The following is a 12,456-nucleotide window of genomic DNA, read 5'->3' as shown; positions in this document are numbered from 1 at the left end:
AAGCGGTCATCATCTCAAATCGCCTCACGTTGTTCCAAACGGGTCTGCACAATCCCGGCGACCTGAGCGGCGACGGCCGTTACTGGGGTCCCGTCTGCCCGGGACTCGGCCAGCCGCTGCGCCGCTTCTGCCAGAACTGTATCGTCGGCATCGCGGGCGACCCCGCGCAGAAACTGTGCCGCGTAATCCAGCGTGCGCTGATCATTCGGACCAGCCAGAATGTCGGCGATATGGGCCATGTCATCCTGATAGGCCAACGGATCGGCGTTAATGATTTCATCCCGGACGGCATGCAGGCTGCTGGGGCGGCGATCTTCGGGCAAACGTTCCAGAACGGATGTCTGGAAATAGGCCAGCGATTTGAGGGGTTTTTCCAGAAAACCGTCGGCACCGGCCCGCATTGCGGTGCGTTTCATGTGGTCATCCCCGGACATGCCAAGAATGGCCCCAATACGGGGCGCAGCCTCAGACAGATCGGCGATCAGATCCGCGCCGGACCCGTCCGGCAGCCCCATGTCCACAATGATGACAGAGGGGCGGTAGATCTGCAGGTGACGCCGTGCCGATTGCAGGCAATCCGCCCGCCTGATGCGCGCGCCGCTGTGCAGGCACATCAAGCGGATGGCGTCGCAGGCATAGCGGCTGTCTTCCACAACCAGAATAGTTTGTCCCAGCAGGGGCCGCGTGGCCGTCGGCTGCGCGGGAGAGGCGAAGGGGCTCGAATCGTCCATGGCGGAACTCCTAATCAGCAGATACCTCACGCTAGGAACTTCTGGCTAACAGGGCGTTAACGGCAATTTGGCGCACTTGTTCTTTGTTCAATCTGCCCCCATAACCGCTGCAATGCAGAATAGAGGAGAGTTCCATGATTGGTCGACTGAACCACGTAGCCATTGCCGTACCCGATCTTGAGGCCGCCTCTGAGCAGTACCGCAACGCGCTGGGCGCGAAAGTCGGCGCGCCACAGGATGAGCCGGATCACGGCGTCACAGTTGTGTTCATCGAACTGCCCAATACCAAGATCGAACTGCTCTATCCGTTGGGCGATGACAGCCCGATCAACGGGTTTCTGGAAAAGAACCCCGCTGGCGGCATCCACCATGTCTGCTATGAGGTCGAGGATATCATCGCTGCCCGCGATCACCTGAAGGAAACCGGCGCACGCGTGCTGGGTTCGGGTGAGCCCAAGATCGGTGCGCATGGTAAACCAGTGCTGTTCCTGCACCCCAAAGATTTTAACGGCTGCCTGGTCGAGCTGGAACAGGTGTAACCTAACCCCGGAGGGGATGAGATGTCGATTACTGGTGCGGCCGTTCTGTTCGCCGTGATCTGGTTCATGACCTTGCTGGTGGTGCTGCCAATCCGCATCAAGACGCAGGGCGATCTGGGTGATATCGTTCCGGGCACCCACGCGGGCGCACCGGAAGAGCATCACCTGAAGAAAAAGATGTGGATCACCACCGGTATCACGGTGGTGCTCTGGGCCATTATAGCAGGCATCATCCTGTCCGGCGTGATTTCTGTGCGTGATTTCGACTGGCTGAACCAGCTGGAGCCGCGCGGCTGATCTTTAAGCCATAGGCCCTGATAGCTTGTGGTAGATATGGGTGAACGTTGCGACGCCAAGGATTGGGATCACAAGGTTCACCAGGGGCACGGATAGCGGGATCGCCATCAAAATGCCTGCCATCCAGATGGTCGTTGCGTGTTTGGCGCGCAGCTTACGTGCACCTTCCCGACCCAACCTGCGCATGGCAGCCAACGTAAAGTATTCCCGTCCCAACAAGAAACCGTTCATGCCCCAGAAGATGAAGGGGGCGAACGGAGTAAAGATCGCATAGAGGATCAGGGCCAGCAGATTGGCAACGACCAAAACTCCCATGAAGCTCAGCCCGTCGCGCAGGCTTTCGCTGAACGGAATGCCGGGCACAGCAGGCAAAGATGGGTAATGCTTGTCTTCGACCGCTTGCGCCACGTCTTCCAGAAACATCGACGTAATCGCCGAGGCCACCGGGACCATCAGAAATATTGGCAGGATCAGGACGACAAAGATGCCGGAATAGTTCAGCACGTCGTTCAGCCACGGCACGGCACCGATAAAGGGCAGAGAGATCTCGTTCCCCGACAGCCGGTTGATCAGCCAGATCGCCAAAGCACAGGCGGCGATCAACAAAACGATCGTCAGACCAACGCCGCGCAACAGGACAGCCCGGAACTTTGGGTCGCCGATCTGTCCCAGCGCCGCAAAAAAGGCGTTGAGAATGGTCATTCCGAAACCCACTGCGTCAACCCATCCACGTCGGGGCGGGGTCTTTCGGGCGGTGCTTTGCCCTCGGTCGCGATATGGACCAGACCCGCGACGCGTTCGTTTTCTTGCAGCCCGAACGCTTTTTGGCAAAAGTCGCGGTCGTGGGTCTGCCAACCGGACAGCCAGTTTGCGCCCCAACCCGCAGCAAGTGCCGCGTTCAGCAAAGCCAGGCACACTGCGCCAGCGGAATAGGTCTGTTCGATTGCAGGGATTTTCGCGGAGGGTTTTTGAACCTCGATCACGGCGACCGCCAGATGGCCCATGTCGAACTGGTTGCGGGCCTTGGCTATGTCCTCAGCGGATTTACCCAGCGCCGAGCCACATTCTTCGGTCAATTGCGCAAGGCGCGGCATGGCACTATTCTCAAGCACGATAAAACGCCAGGGTTCCAGCTTGCCATGATCCGGGCTGCGTGCAGCGGCGGTCAGCAGGGGTGACAGCTGGTCCCGCGTGGGCGCGGGTTCAATCAGCGTTTTTGCAGGGCGCGACCGTCGCGATTGCAGAAACTCCAGAGCGGCCGGATTCTTCAAGGACATATGTTAACTTCCTTTACATAGGCGGTTGTGTATGTGGTTGAACATCTGGCGGGTTTCAAGGGCAAGTGGCTGGATGCAGGAGATCAATTTCACTCCCTGAGCGTTCGTGCAAGTGTGTTCAAGAAGAAGAGAGGGAAGATGGCCAAACCAAAGCTGCGAAATGTACCGGATCTGAGCGCGCGCGCCGTACCCGATGAAGGGATCGAGGTTCGGGTCACGCCGAAAGCTGCGAAGGATGGGATTTTAACCGATCAGGGAAACATTCGCATCACCGTCACCGCGCCGCCCGAAAACGGCAAGGCAAATGAGGCGGTGCGCAACATATTGGCCGTGGCCATGGGGGTGGCACCGTCCACTCTGATCCTCAGGCGGGGGCACACGTCGCGCGACAAAGTTTTTGTCTATTCACCCTGATCCGGCGTTTCCCGGATTTGGTAAACGCCTTCCGGCAAGTCCAAAGCCGCCGCCAGATCGCGAACCTGTTCAGGAGACAACGTGATCCTCTGAATCTGATCCGTGCGCGGGTCCAATTGCTCAAGCGTCACACATTCGGCGAAGCTGTTGATGACGACATCCTCTTGCAAAGGCTTTGGGCCTTCGTCCACCAGAGTAATGACTGTCGAGTCGAATTCATGCTCAATCGAAAACATGAAAGCAGAGTGCAGTTCAGTCGAATGCAATGCAACCCGTACCTTACCAATCGGGCTGTGGTGATTGGCGCGGCTCCGCGCTATGGTCGTGAAAACGGGCCAACCGTTTCAAAGGATTATGAATGTATCGTCTGATCTGTTTGTTTCTCCCTCTTTTTCTGGCGGCCTGTAGTGCTGGCGAGATGCGATTGCAGCCCGCGACCCAATGGTCGGGGACCTTGGGTGAGTATCAGGTAGAGGCGGCCGCGGTTCGGGATGTCAGCCGCTCCATCGGCAAGGAAGCCCGGGCAGAGTGTCTGAAGCGGGCCAAAGTCAAAAATTGCGATTTCACGGTTCTTGTTGATCTCAATCCACAGGCAGAAGCGAATGCGTTTCAGACCTTGGATGACAGGGGCCAGCCGGTGATCATAATGACCCGATCCATGATTCAGTCGGCGCAAAATCCAGATGAGCTGGCTTTTGTACTCGGGCACGAGACTGCTCATCATCTGCTGCGTCACATTCCGCGCCAGGCCGAAAACGCACAGGAAAGCGCAGTCATTTTCAACAATCTGGGCAAGCTCTTTGGAGAAGAGGGCGAAGACCTGGAGCGTACACAGAAAATTGGGGCGGAAGTGGGTGTGCAATTGAACGTTAAGGCCTTCGAGCTTGAGGCTGACCAGTTGGGCACAATTATTACCCACAATGCCGGATATAACCCGTTGATCGGTGCAAAGTACTTTGACCGCATCCCGGACCCGGAGGACAGTTTTCTCGCGTCACATCCGCCGAATGCGCAGCGTGTGCAGATGGTTCAGAACACGGCCCGAAAACTTGGGCTGACGCAATGACCCAAATAGCAAGGCTGGGCGTAATCCTGACGGATCGTGGATCGAAATACGCGGTGTCGGGGGCAGCGGTACAAACGCGCGAGGACGTGGATGCCGTTCTGCAAGACCTCAAGTCCGACAAAGCCTATGCCAAGGCGACGCACAATACCTGGGCGACGATCTTGCCGACAGGGGCTCTCAAGGCTGACGATGGCGAAAGCGGTGCCGGAATGGTCATCCTGCGCATGCTCGAAAGGGCCGGACTGGAGGGCCACGTCATCATTGTCACCCGCTGGTACGGGGGCAAAAAACTGGGCGGTGACCGCTTTCGCAGGGTGCAGGACGCCACCCGCGCCTATCTGGATCAAATCGGCGCCGGGTCTTGACCTGAGTCAAATGCCTATTCGGGCCGCCGCGCTATCCTGTCAGAACTGTGCGGCAGGGAGACAGCGCAATGCTTGGCAAAAATACTCTGAAACGACATGCGGAACTGGTCGACCAGATGGCAACCCACGTCGGGGTCGATCTGGAAGATGCGGCCATAGGCGGTGACGTCTCGATTGACCAGATCTCTGATGCGGTCCTGCGTTGCAGTAATTGTTCGAACCCAGATCATTGTGCGCAATTTCTGGCACAATCTGCCCAAGGCCAGAAAACCCCGGAATACTGCAGGAACACGTCCCTGTTTGACCGCCTCACTTCGCTGTCGGAAAGCAAGCGCGACGGTTAAGAAAAATCATGCCGCGCCATTGCTGTGTTTGACGGCGCTTTGTGCAAACAAAAGGCAGACTTGCCAATGACCCGAGATATTCTGGGCGACGTGGAGAAACACTTTTGGCTAACCCGGTCGGTGGCCAGATGTATGGATGTTTCGTTGACCGAAGCGATGGCCGAGGGGCGGTTGACCACCAATGGTTATGCGGAGATCGTGACGCGCTGTCGTGCCTCTGGGTGCAGCGACCAATGCGAATTGTGGCTGTCGAAACAACAGGTCAAAGCCGATTCGGCCCCTGAATTCTGCGTGAATGCGGAAACGCTGAACGCTTTGAAGACTTAGTCAGAGCTTGGAATGCGAACCGTCGCACAGCGGCGGATTGGCCGTTTGTTTGCACCCGCAAAAGAACACCTTCTTGCTGGTCTCGGCAGTAAACTTCACCGGTTCAAACTGGGTTCCCTTGTGTGAACCATCGCAGAAGGGCTGGCGCTCTGACTTGCCACAGGCACACCAGAAATAGGTTTTCCCTTCGGTCACTTCGACCGGGTAGGGGGCTTTTTGGGCAGGTTTCGGCTGATCTGACATGTGGCTGCTCCGCTTTTGGCTAATGTCGTGAAACAACTATAGGGCCTTCGTGCGGGGCGTGTAGAGCGCTTATGTTTCTTTATACAAGCAGCATGGTTTTGCCGCTCTCACAAAACTGTGATTGATTTTGTTGCAATAATATCAACGAGGTCGTATTTTGAGACTGGCCCCAGAAAAAAGGGCAATATGAGAAAATTTTTAGAGGAATGACGGACATGAAACTTAAATTTGCTGCCGTTAGCGCAATTGCCCTGGTTCTAGCTGCATGCTCGCAGCAGGAAGAGCCGACGCCGGTTTACATCACGCCTGAATACGACAAGTTCGGCACACCGAGCTGCCCGGCTGGAACCGAGCTGGCCACGACCGAAGCGGGACAGACCATCTGTAACCCGGTCGCACAATAAGAATTCCGCGGGCGGTCTTGGTTGGGCCGCCCGCTTACTCAACACAGCCGACCGCCCTTGTTGGGCGGTTTTTTTTATGTCCGCTTCATGCCGACGCGGGCTCGGATCTGAATGCACCGAAAATGGGCAATCATCGCCTCACCAGTCGTCAATATCCGTGTCCAAATGACTTGCGGTGATAGTGTTGACGCTTTGACCCGTACCGTGGCGCATAAAGGTAGCGATAGGATTTCTTTTTTAGCTTTTGCTGAACGTAGGGCGCGTTCTTAGGAACCGGTTTTGGGTGGTAGACTTTGGGTGTGTAGACTTTCGGAGAGTAATAGTGCCGGTGAATGCGGATATTATTGCGGTTATGAGTATTCTGCGATTTTGACCCAACAACAACTTGGCCGCTCGTTCCAACGGTGATGCTGCCTGCGGTCGCCGGGATGGCAAAAAGTTGGGACGCAAGTATCGCGGCCATGCAATTGAAAGAGATTGCACGAAGGTACGCCATGAAAACCCTCCTTCTAGCGAGTTGAGGTTTTCATTCATGGTCCGGGAAAATCCCGTCTCAAGCCAATAAACTTAAATCACGCTCTGCCTATCGAGGGTGAACGGCACATTAGGCTTAGGTGCGTGTGCCCCATAAATCGTATTCGCCGGCCTCATCGATCTCGACCGACACGATGTCACCAGGCTTCAGGTCATCAAAACCCTCATCGATGAACAGATTCCCGTCGATCTCGGGCGCGTCTGCCTTGGTCCGGCACGTGGCGGCTTCGTCATCAATCTCGTCCACGATCACGTCGATGGTCTGGCCAACCTTGGCGGCCAGCTTAGCCTCGGAGATGGCCTGAGCTTTTTCCATGAAACGGTCCCAGCGCTCTTGCTTGACCTCGGCTGGTACGTGATCCGGGAGGTCGTTTGATCGCGCGCCATCGACGTTTTCGTATTGAAAACAGCCAACACGATCCAGTTGCGCCTCGTCCATCCAATCCAGAAGGGTCTGGAACTCGGCCTCGGTCTCGCCCGGATAACCGACGATAAAGGTCGACCGCAGCGTGATGTCCGGGCAGGTTGCGCGCCATGCGGCGATCTCGTCCAAAGTTTTGGCCGCCGCCGCCGGGCGCGCCATGCGCTTCAGAACGTCCGGATGGGCATGCTGGAACGGAATATCCAGATAGGGCAGGATGTTGCATCCGGCGTCGGCCATCAGGGGGATCAACTCGCGAACATGCGGGTAGGGGTAGACATAGTGGAGCCGAACCCAGGCATCCAACTGCCCCAGCTCACGCGCCAGATCGGTGATGTGGCTGCGCACCTCGCGATCCTTCCACGGGTTCACGTCGTATTTCCGATCCAACCCATAGGCAGATGTATCCTGCGAGATCACCAGCAATTCACGCACGCCGTTGTCGACCAGTTTTTCGGCTTCGCGCAGTACAGCATGTGCCGGACGGCTGGCGAGTTTCCCACGCATGTCGGGGATGATGCAGAACTTGCATTTGTGGTTACAGCCTTCGGAAATCTTGAGATAGCTGTAATGGCGTGGTGTCAGTTGCACACTTGCGACGGGCAGCAGGTCCACAAACGGGTCAGGATCAGGCGGCACGGCCGCGTGCACCGCATCCAGCACCTGCTCGTATTGGTGCGGGCCGGTAACAGCCATGATGCGTGGGTGATGTTCGCGGATGTAATCCGGTTCCGCACCCAGACAGCCGGTAACGATGACTTTGCCATTCTCCACCAATGCCTCACCAATAGCGTCCAGCGACTCGGCCTTGGCACTGTCGAGAAACCCGCAGGTATTCACGATCACGGCATCCGCGCCTGAATAGTCGGGCGAGATGCCGTATCCTTCGGCACGCAGGCGCGTCAGAATGCGCTCACTATCGACCAGGGCCTTGGGGCAGCCCAAAGAGACCATACCGATGGTCGGCTGGTTCGAACGTGGCGTCTCGGGCATCCGGGCGGCAGGCGCCAGGTCGGGGCGGAGGTTTGGCGGGTTTGTTGTCATTGCGCGGCATATAGTGGGGAACGCTTCCCCTTGCAAATGCAGCGCAGGCTTTGGATGATCTTTTTTAACGCATGAAAAAGGCGGAGAGCAGAATATGAAGTGGCTGTTGCGCATAGTTTTCCTGTTGGTGGCGGTTTTTGGCTTGGTCATCGGGGCCTTGCTGCTGATGCCCGGCGACAAGCTGGCCACCATATTGGCTGAGCAGGTCCGCACCCAAACCGGGCGTGACCTGAAGCTTACGGGCGATGTGAACCTGTCTTTCTGGCCCGTGCTGGGGCTGGAAACCGGTCCGGTGACTTTTGGAAATGCACAATGGGCCGGTCCTGAACCAATGCTGAGCGCCGAAAGCCTGGCCGTGGGGGTTGATGCTGCCGCGCTGATCTCCGGGGACCTGCGCATAAAACGGGTGATCGCCGATAATCCGGTTCTGCGGTTGGAACTTTCGGATGGGCGCGGGAATTGGGAACTTTCGGCACCCGCTAACGCAGCCTCGGCGGGGGCCGCAAGTGGCGCGGTCCCGCAAGGGCAGCAGGGCGGGGTGACGCTGGATCATCTGAAGCTGACGAATGCACGTTTGGTCTATATCGAAAACGGCGCAACTAAATTCGATTTTGCCAATGTCGATCTGGCGGCCAGTTGGCCGAACGTTTCAGCGCCTCTGCAGGTTCAGGCTCAGATGGCGGTGCCCGGGGGGGCGGTCGATGTCGACCTCAAGATTCAAGATCTGCCAGCCTACGCGTCCGGCGCGGTAACGCCGCTGGATTTGACCATGACCGCGCCCGGGGGAGAGTTCGGTTTTGTCGGGCGGGTCAATCTGGCTGGTGAAATGGATGGCAGATTGCTGGCCAAAACGACGAACACGGAACGTATGCTGGCTGCTTTTGGTCGGGCCGGTGTTGGGGTGCCATTGGGACTGGGGCGCGAGGCCGATGTGGCTGGGCAGATGACCTATACCAGCGATGGTCGGATTTCGCTGCGCAACTTGGTGGCGTTGCTGGATAATAATCGCCTGACTGGTGAGGCAGATATCGTTATCTCGGACCCGCCGCAGATTACCGCGCGGCTGGAAGGCGGTGACCTGGATCTTACTCATTTCAATGATACGCCTGGTGGCGCTGGCGGCGGGTCGGCGCCGTCACCTGACCAAGGGTGGTCGACCACCCCGATTGATGCGTCTGCGCTGGCCTTGGCGAATGGCAAAATCCGCCTCAAAGCCAATTCCATTGCCGTACCGGGTCTGACGCTGGGACCCAGCGATCTGACGCTTAACCTTGATCGATCCAGAGCGGTTCTTCAGATGAACCCTGCCACATTGTTTTCAGGGCATCTGAACGGGCAAGTGGTCGCCAACAACCGGAACGGTTTATCGGTCGGCGGCAATCTGACCGCGGATGGCATGGATGTGCAGCAAGCTCTGTCCGCCCTTGGCGGGATCGAGCGGTTGTCCGGCACCGGATCAGGGTCGTTTGAATTTCTGGGAGTTGGACAGACCGAGGATCAGATCATGCGCTCACTCAGCGGCAAGGGTCGTGTGGATGTGGGCAAGGGCGTGATCTCGGGATTTGATCTGGACCGCCTGATGGGCCGCAGCGGGGGCGAGCGCGGCACAACCGTGTTCAACAGCTTGTCTGCCAGCTTCACCATGGATCAAGGGGTGTTGTGGAACAACGACCTGTTGATGTCGCTGGATAACTTCCGGGCCGACGGTTCCGGTCGGGTCGGAATCGGCAACCGCGATATCGACTATCTTTTCACACCTGTGGCGCTGCGCGCGAATTCGGGAAACGGCATCGCGGTACCAGTGAAAATTGTCGGGCCGTGGAGCAACCCGACGATCAAGCCGGATCTAACCAAAGTCCTCGAAGCTGTTGCTGAAGGAAAGGCCAAAGAGCTTGAAGATGAGGCCAAGCAGAAAGTTTTGGACAAGGTCGGGGACGAGCTGAATACGACGATTACGGACAGCGATCAGATCGAAGACGCGATCAAGAACAAACTGGAAGACGAAGTGAACAAGGGGCTGCTGAAGCTGTTTGGCGGTAACTAAAAAGCGCCGATACGCAAGGGCGTCGGGGCAGAAGGTGCCCCGAAACGCAGTAGCACTTAGATGGTCTGATCGTAGTCGCCCACACCGGGTTCCGTGCGAATGACCGCGTCGATATCGCCAAAGATTGCGCGCATTTCATCCTCGCTCTCGCTGCTTTCGCAGACCACGACAAGGTTCGGAGTGTTCGAGGATGCGCGCACCAAACCCCAGCTGCCATTGTCCAGAATAACACGAGCGCCGTTGACGGTGACAACCTCTTTGATCGCGCGACCGGCAAAACTGTCTCCGGCATCAGCTTTTGCAACCAGCTTGTCGACCAGCCGCTGAAGAATGTCATATTTCTCTGTATCGGCGGCATAGGGTGACATGGTCGGCGTAGACCAGGTTTTTGGCAGCGCCTTGCGCAAGTCCGACATTCTTTGATCCGGGTTGCGATCCATCAGCTTGCAGATCTCAACGGCGACGCGCATCCCGCAGTCGTAGCCGCGCCCGATAGGTTCAGCCAGAAAGTAATGACCAGACTTCTCAAAGCCGGCCAGCGCATTGATCTCTTTGACCCGACGCTTCATGTGGCTGTGCCCGGTCTTCCAATAATCCGCTTTGACACCAAGGGCCTGCAGTTCGGGGTCGCTGGCAAACAGACCAGTGGATTTCACATCTGCCACAAAGGTCGAGTTCGGATACAATTTGGCCAGATCACGGGCCATGATCACTCCGACCTTATCGGCGAAGATCTCTTCCCCCTCATCATCCACAACACCGCAGCGATCGCCGTCGCCGTCAAAGCCCAGAGCCAGATCGGCACCGCTGGCTTTCACAGAGGCGGACATGTCGTGCAACATCTCCATAGCCTCGGGGTTGGGGTTATAGTGGGGGAAAGTATAATCCAATTGGGTATGGCTGGGCACCATTTCGACGCCAATGCGCTCGAAAATCTCAGGCGCAAAGGCCGAAGCCGTTCCATTACCAGTTGCGCACACGACTTTCAGGGGGCGGGACATTTTGAAATCGCCGACCAGATCGTCGATGTAGGCTTCTTTTACACCATCAACGAATTCGTATGTTCCGCCTTCATGTGGGGTGCCTTCACCGTTCAGGACGATGTCGCGGAGCTCTGACATCTCGTCGGGGCCGTGTGTCAAAGGACGATCAAAGCCCATCTTGACGCCGGTCCAGCCGTTAGGGTTGTGGCTGGCTGTGACCATGGCCACGGCCGGCACATCCAGATGGAATTGCGCGAAATAGGCCATCGGGCTGAGCGCGGGGCCAATGTCCTTGACCTGAATGCCAGCCTGCATCAGACCCAGGATCAGCGCGTTTTTGATCGCCAGCGAGTAGTCGCGGTAGTCGTTGCCCACCGCAATCACCGGTTCGATCCCACGTTTGCGCATCTGTGTGCCCAGACCCAAGCCAAGCGCGGTCATGCCGGGCAGGTTGATCTCTTCGGGATATTTCCAGCGCGCGTCATATTCGCGAAAGCCGGTCGGCTTGATCATCGGATCGCGCAGAAAACTCCAGGTGTTCGGGGTCACCTCTGGGATGGGTTTGGTCATGCTATTGCTCTTGCTTAAATCTGTATAGGATTGGCTTTGGCCAATGCATCAAAGCGCATCAATGTGTCAATCAATTGAGGCATTTGATCCAGATAGATCATGTTGGGCCCGTCTGACGGAGACTTGTCCGGGTCTTCGTGTGTTTCAATAAACACAGCACCTACGCCGATGGCGGCAGCTGCGCGCGCCATCACCGGAGCAAATTCACGCTGTCCGCCGGTCGAACCTCCAAGCCCTGCAGGCTGCTGAACCGAGTGGGTTGCGTCCATCACAACCGGATAGCCCGTCGCCGCCATCTGCGGGAGCGAGCGCATATCTGTCACCAAGGTGTTGTACCCAAACGAGGTGCCACGTTCTGTCAGCAGAATATTCGAGTTACCAACACTCTCGATCTTGGCGACAATGTTCGCCATATCCCATGGTGCCAGAAATTGCCCTTTTTTGACATTGATCGCTGCGCCTGTTTGGGCTGCGGCCAACACCAAGTCGGTTTGACGGCACAATAACGCGGGAATCTGCAAAACATCACAAACACTGGCCGCGTCTGAGCATTGCTCCGGCGTATGTACGTCAGTCAGGACAGGTACCCCAATTTGTTTTTTGACACCTTCCAGAATGTCCAGTCCTTTAGCAATTCCGGGCCCACGGACACCTGAAATTGAGGTACGGTTCGCCTTGTCATACGAGGCCTTAAAGACGTACTGCGCACCGGCGGCATCACAGGCTTCTTTCATTTTGCCTGCGATCATCTGCGCATGATCCGCGCTTTCAAGCTGACAGGGGCCGGCAATGATCGTCAGAGGCAGATCATTGCCGACCGTGAGGTCGGAGATTTTTACATGTTTCATGTGTC

At 57.1% G+C, this 12,456-nt stretch carries 18 protein-coding genes; 9 read left to right on the top strand and 9 right to left on the bottom strand.

All coding sequences use genetic code 11. The features are described from left to right. Nucleotides 1-14: 14 nt before the first annotated feature. Nucleotides 15-731 (bottom strand): response regulator, encoded by a 717-nt coding sequence (locus AC2FLJ_RS05685; RefSeq protein ID WP_108859308.1) that lies wholly within the window; start codon nt 729-731, stop codon nt 15-17. Between the two features lie 134 nt (nt 732-865). On the opposite strand from AC2FLJ_RS05685, the gene mce reads away from it, so the two are divergent. Together mce and AC2FLJ_RS05675 are read left to right on the top strand one after the other, a co-directional pair. Beyond that, nucleotides 866-1,270 (top strand): methylmalonyl-CoA epimerase, encoded by a 405-nt coding sequence (gene mce, locus AC2FLJ_RS05680; protein WP_109313240.1) that lies wholly within the window; start codon nt 866-868, stop codon nt 1,268-1,270. 21 nt (nt 1,271-1,291) lie between these two features. Then, nucleotides 1,292-1,567: a DUF1467 family protein gene (locus AC2FLJ_RS05675; protein WP_058275562.1), complete on the top strand. Its 276-nt coding sequence runs from the start codon at nt 1,292-1,294 to the stop codon at nt 1,565-1,567. A 3-nt stretch (nt 1,568-1,570) separates the two neighbouring features. On the opposite strand, the gene AC2FLJ_RS05670 is transcribed toward AC2FLJ_RS05675, so the two are convergent. Together AC2FLJ_RS05670 and AC2FLJ_RS05665 are read right to left on the bottom strand one after the other, a co-directional pair. After that, nucleotides 1,571-2,269: an EI24 domain-containing protein gene (locus AC2FLJ_RS05670; protein ID WP_496704776.1), complete on the bottom strand. Its 699-nt coding sequence runs from the start codon at nt 2,267-2,269 to the stop codon at nt 1,571-1,573. Then, a complete protein-coding gene (locus tag AC2FLJ_RS05665; protein WP_496704774.1) occupies nt 2,266-2,844 on the bottom strand; it encodes a nitroreductase family protein in 579 nt (192 codons plus the stop codon). The genes AC2FLJ_RS05670 and AC2FLJ_RS05665 overlap by 4 nt, the downstream gene beginning before the upstream one ends. Before the next feature lie 138 nt (nt 2,845-2,982). On the opposite strand from AC2FLJ_RS05665, the gene AC2FLJ_RS05660 reads away from it, so the two are divergent. Then, nucleotides 2,983-3,258 carry a DUF167 domain-containing protein gene (locus AC2FLJ_RS05660; protein ID WP_496704772.1) on the top strand — a complete coding sequence of 92 codons (276 nt, stop codon included), beginning with the start codon at nt 2,983-2,985 and terminating at the stop codon, nt 3,256-3,258. Here the strand turns inward: AC2FLJ_RS05660 and AC2FLJ_RS05655 are convergent. Continuing rightward, nucleotides 3,246-3,494: a DUF8831 family protein gene (locus AC2FLJ_RS05655; RefSeq protein WP_108859312.1), complete on the bottom strand. Its 249-nt coding sequence runs from the start codon at nt 3,492-3,494 to the stop codon at nt 3,246-3,248. The genes AC2FLJ_RS05660 and AC2FLJ_RS05655 overlap by 13 nt on opposite strands. A gap of 122 nt (nt 3,495-3,616) precedes the next feature. Here AC2FLJ_RS05655 and AC2FLJ_RS05650 point away from each other — a divergent pair, with 122 nt between their 5' ends. The 4 genes from AC2FLJ_RS05650 to AC2FLJ_RS05635 all read left to right on the top strand — a co-directional run bounded on the left by AC2FLJ_RS05650 (nt 3,617) and on the right by AC2FLJ_RS05635 (nt 5,360). Beyond that, complete coding sequence (locus tag AC2FLJ_RS05650) at nt 3,617-4,324, top strand: M48 family metallopeptidase (protein WP_496704770.1); 708 nt, start codon at nt 3,617-3,619, stop codon at nt 4,322-4,324. Further along, a complete protein-coding gene (locus AC2FLJ_RS05645) occupies nt 4,321-4,689 on the top strand; it encodes a YigZ family protein (RefSeq protein WP_496704768.1) in 369 nt (122 codons plus the stop codon). The genes AC2FLJ_RS05650 and AC2FLJ_RS05645 overlap by 4 nt, the downstream gene beginning before the upstream one ends. Before the next feature lie 68 nt (nt 4,690-4,757). Further along, nucleotides 4,758-5,033 carry a DUF6455 family protein gene (locus tag AC2FLJ_RS05640; RefSeq protein WP_496704766.1) on the top strand — a complete coding sequence of 92 codons (276 nt, stop codon included), beginning with the start codon at nt 4,758-4,760 and terminating at the stop codon, nt 5,031-5,033. A 66-nt stretch (nt 5,034-5,099) separates the two neighbouring features. Beyond that, nucleotides 5,100-5,360 carry a DUF6455 family protein gene (locus AC2FLJ_RS05635; RefSeq protein ID WP_496704765.1) on the top strand — a complete coding sequence of 87 codons (261 nt, stop codon included), beginning with the start codon at nt 5,100-5,102 and terminating at the stop codon, nt 5,358-5,360. On the opposite strand, the gene AC2FLJ_RS05630 is transcribed toward AC2FLJ_RS05635, so the two are convergent. Then, nucleotides 5,361-5,603, bottom strand: coding sequence for a CDGSH iron-sulfur domain-containing protein (locus tag AC2FLJ_RS05630; RefSeq protein WP_058275570.1), 243 nt, complete (start codon nt 5,601-5,603; stop codon nt 5,361-5,363). It abuts the gene before it with no gap. A 215-nt stretch (nt 5,604-5,818) separates the two neighbouring features. Between AC2FLJ_RS05630 and AC2FLJ_RS05625 the strand changes: the two genes are divergently transcribed. Beyond that, on the top strand, nt 5,819-6,007 hold the full coding sequence (locus tag AC2FLJ_RS05625) for a hypothetical protein (protein WP_058275732.1): 189 nt from the start codon (nt 5,819-5,821) through the stop codon (nt 6,005-6,007). 148 nt (nt 6,008-6,155) lie between these two features. On the opposite strand, the gene AC2FLJ_RS05620 is transcribed toward AC2FLJ_RS05625, so the two are convergent. Together AC2FLJ_RS05620 and rimO are read right to left on the bottom strand one after the other, a co-directional pair. Next, nucleotides 6,156-6,503: a hypothetical protein gene (locus AC2FLJ_RS05620; RefSeq protein ID WP_496696114.1), complete on the bottom strand. Its 348-nt coding sequence runs from the start codon at nt 6,501-6,503 to the stop codon at nt 6,156-6,158. A gap of 114 nt (nt 6,504-6,617) precedes the next feature. After that, nucleotides 6,618-8,006, bottom strand: coding sequence for a 30S ribosomal protein S12 methylthiotransferase RimO (gene rimO, locus AC2FLJ_RS05615; protein WP_496696113.1), 1,389 nt, complete (start codon nt 8,004-8,006; stop codon nt 6,618-6,620). Nucleotides 8,007-8,100: 94 nt separating this feature from the next. On the opposite strand from rimO, the gene AC2FLJ_RS05610 reads away from it, so the two are divergent. Next, nucleotides 8,101-10,050 carry an AsmA family protein gene (locus tag AC2FLJ_RS05610; protein ID WP_496704762.1) on the top strand — a complete coding sequence of 650 codons (1,950 nt, stop codon included), beginning with the start codon at nt 8,101-8,103 and terminating at the stop codon, nt 10,048-10,050. Between the two features lie 56 nt (nt 10,051-10,106). On the opposite strand, the gene AC2FLJ_RS05605 is transcribed toward AC2FLJ_RS05610, so the two are convergent. Together AC2FLJ_RS05605 and kdsA are read right to left on the bottom strand one after the other, a co-directional pair. Further along, nucleotides 10,107-11,603: a phosphomannomutase/phosphoglucomutase gene (locus tag AC2FLJ_RS05605; RefSeq protein ID WP_496704760.1), complete on the bottom strand. Its 1,497-nt coding sequence runs from the start codon at nt 11,601-11,603 to the stop codon at nt 10,107-10,109. Nucleotides 11,604-11,617: 14 nt separating this feature from the next. Then, a complete protein-coding gene (gene kdsA / locus AC2FLJ_RS05600) occupies nt 11,618-12,451 on the bottom strand; it encodes a 3-deoxy-8-phosphooctulonate synthase (RefSeq protein ID WP_282168938.1) in 834 nt (277 codons plus the stop codon). Nucleotides 12,452-12,456 lie beyond the last annotated feature (5 nt).

The sequence above is a fragment of the Ruegeria sp. CDSA034 genome, assembly GCF_059612275.1.
Note: the sequence above shows the minus strand (reverse complement) of the source record. Positions and strands in the feature narration are given on the sequence as shown.

What these genes read in the sequence shown, in the direction of transcription:
- mce (WP_109313240.1), top strand. Translation starts at nt 866, where the DNA reads ATGATTGGTCGACTGAACCACGTAGCCATTGCCGTACCCGATCTTGAG.
- AC2FLJ_RS05630 (WP_058275570.1), bottom strand. Translation starts at nt 5,603, where the DNA reads ATGTCAGATCAGCCGAAACCTGCCCAAAAAGCCCCCTACCCGGTCGAA.
- AC2FLJ_RS05655 (WP_108859312.1), bottom strand. Translation starts at nt 3,494, where the DNA reads ATGTTTTCGATTGAGCATGAATTCGACTCGACAGTCATTACTCTGGTG.
- AC2FLJ_RS05650 (WP_496704770.1), top strand. Translation starts at nt 3,617, where the DNA reads ATGTATCGTCTGATCTGTTTGTTTCTCCCTCTTTTTCTGGCGGCCTGT.
- AC2FLJ_RS05610 (WP_496704762.1), top strand. Translation starts at nt 8,101, where the DNA reads ATGAAGTGGCTGTTGCGCATAGTTTTCCTGTTGGTGGCGGTTTTTGGC.
- AC2FLJ_RS05620 (WP_496696114.1), bottom strand. Translation starts at nt 6,503, where the DNA reads ATGGCGTACCTTCGTGCAATCTCTTTCAATTGCATGGCCGCGATACTT.
- AC2FLJ_RS05640 (WP_496704766.1), top strand. Translation starts at nt 4,758, where the DNA reads ATGCTTGGCAAAAATACTCTGAAACGACATGCGGAACTGGTCGACCAG.
- AC2FLJ_RS05625 (WP_058275732.1), top strand. Translation starts at nt 5,819, where the DNA reads ATGAAACTTAAATTTGCTGCCGTTAGCGCAATTGCCCTGGTTCTAGCT.
- AC2FLJ_RS05665 (WP_496704774.1), bottom strand. Translation starts at nt 2,844, where the DNA reads ATGTCCTTGAAGAATCCGGCCGCTCTGGAGTTTCTGCAATCGCGACGG.
- AC2FLJ_RS05660 (WP_496704772.1), top strand. Translation starts at nt 2,983, where the DNA reads ATGGCCAAACCAAAGCTGCGAAATGTACCGGATCTGAGCGCGCGCGCC.
- AC2FLJ_RS05685 (WP_108859308.1), bottom strand. Translation starts at nt 731, where the DNA reads ATGGACGATTCGAGCCCCTTCGCCTCTCCCGCGCAGCCGACGGCCACG.
- AC2FLJ_RS05675 (WP_058275562.1), top strand. Translation starts at nt 1,292, where the DNA reads ATGTCGATTACTGGTGCGGCCGTTCTGTTCGCCGTGATCTGGTTCATG.
- AC2FLJ_RS05645 (WP_496704768.1), top strand. Translation starts at nt 4,321, where the DNA reads ATGACCCAAATAGCAAGGCTGGGCGTAATCCTGACGGATCGTGGATCG.
- rimO (WP_496696113.1), bottom strand. Translation starts at nt 8,006, where the DNA reads ATGACAACAAACCCGCCAAACCTCCGCCCCGACCTGGCGCCTGCCGCC.
- AC2FLJ_RS05605 (WP_496704760.1), bottom strand. Translation starts at nt 11,603, where the DNA reads ATGACCAAACCCATCCCAGAGGTGACCCCGAACACCTGGAGTTTTCTG.
- AC2FLJ_RS05635 (WP_496704765.1), top strand. Translation starts at nt 5,100, where the DNA reads ATGACCCGAGATATTCTGGGCGACGTGGAGAAACACTTTTGGCTAACC.
- AC2FLJ_RS05670 (WP_496704776.1), bottom strand. Translation starts at nt 2,269, where the DNA reads ATGACCATTCTCAACGCCTTTTTTGCGGCGCTGGGACAGATCGGCGAC.
- kdsA (WP_282168938.1), bottom strand. Translation starts at nt 12,451, where the DNA reads ATGAAACATGTAAAAATCTCCGACCTCACGGTCGGCAATGATCTGCCT.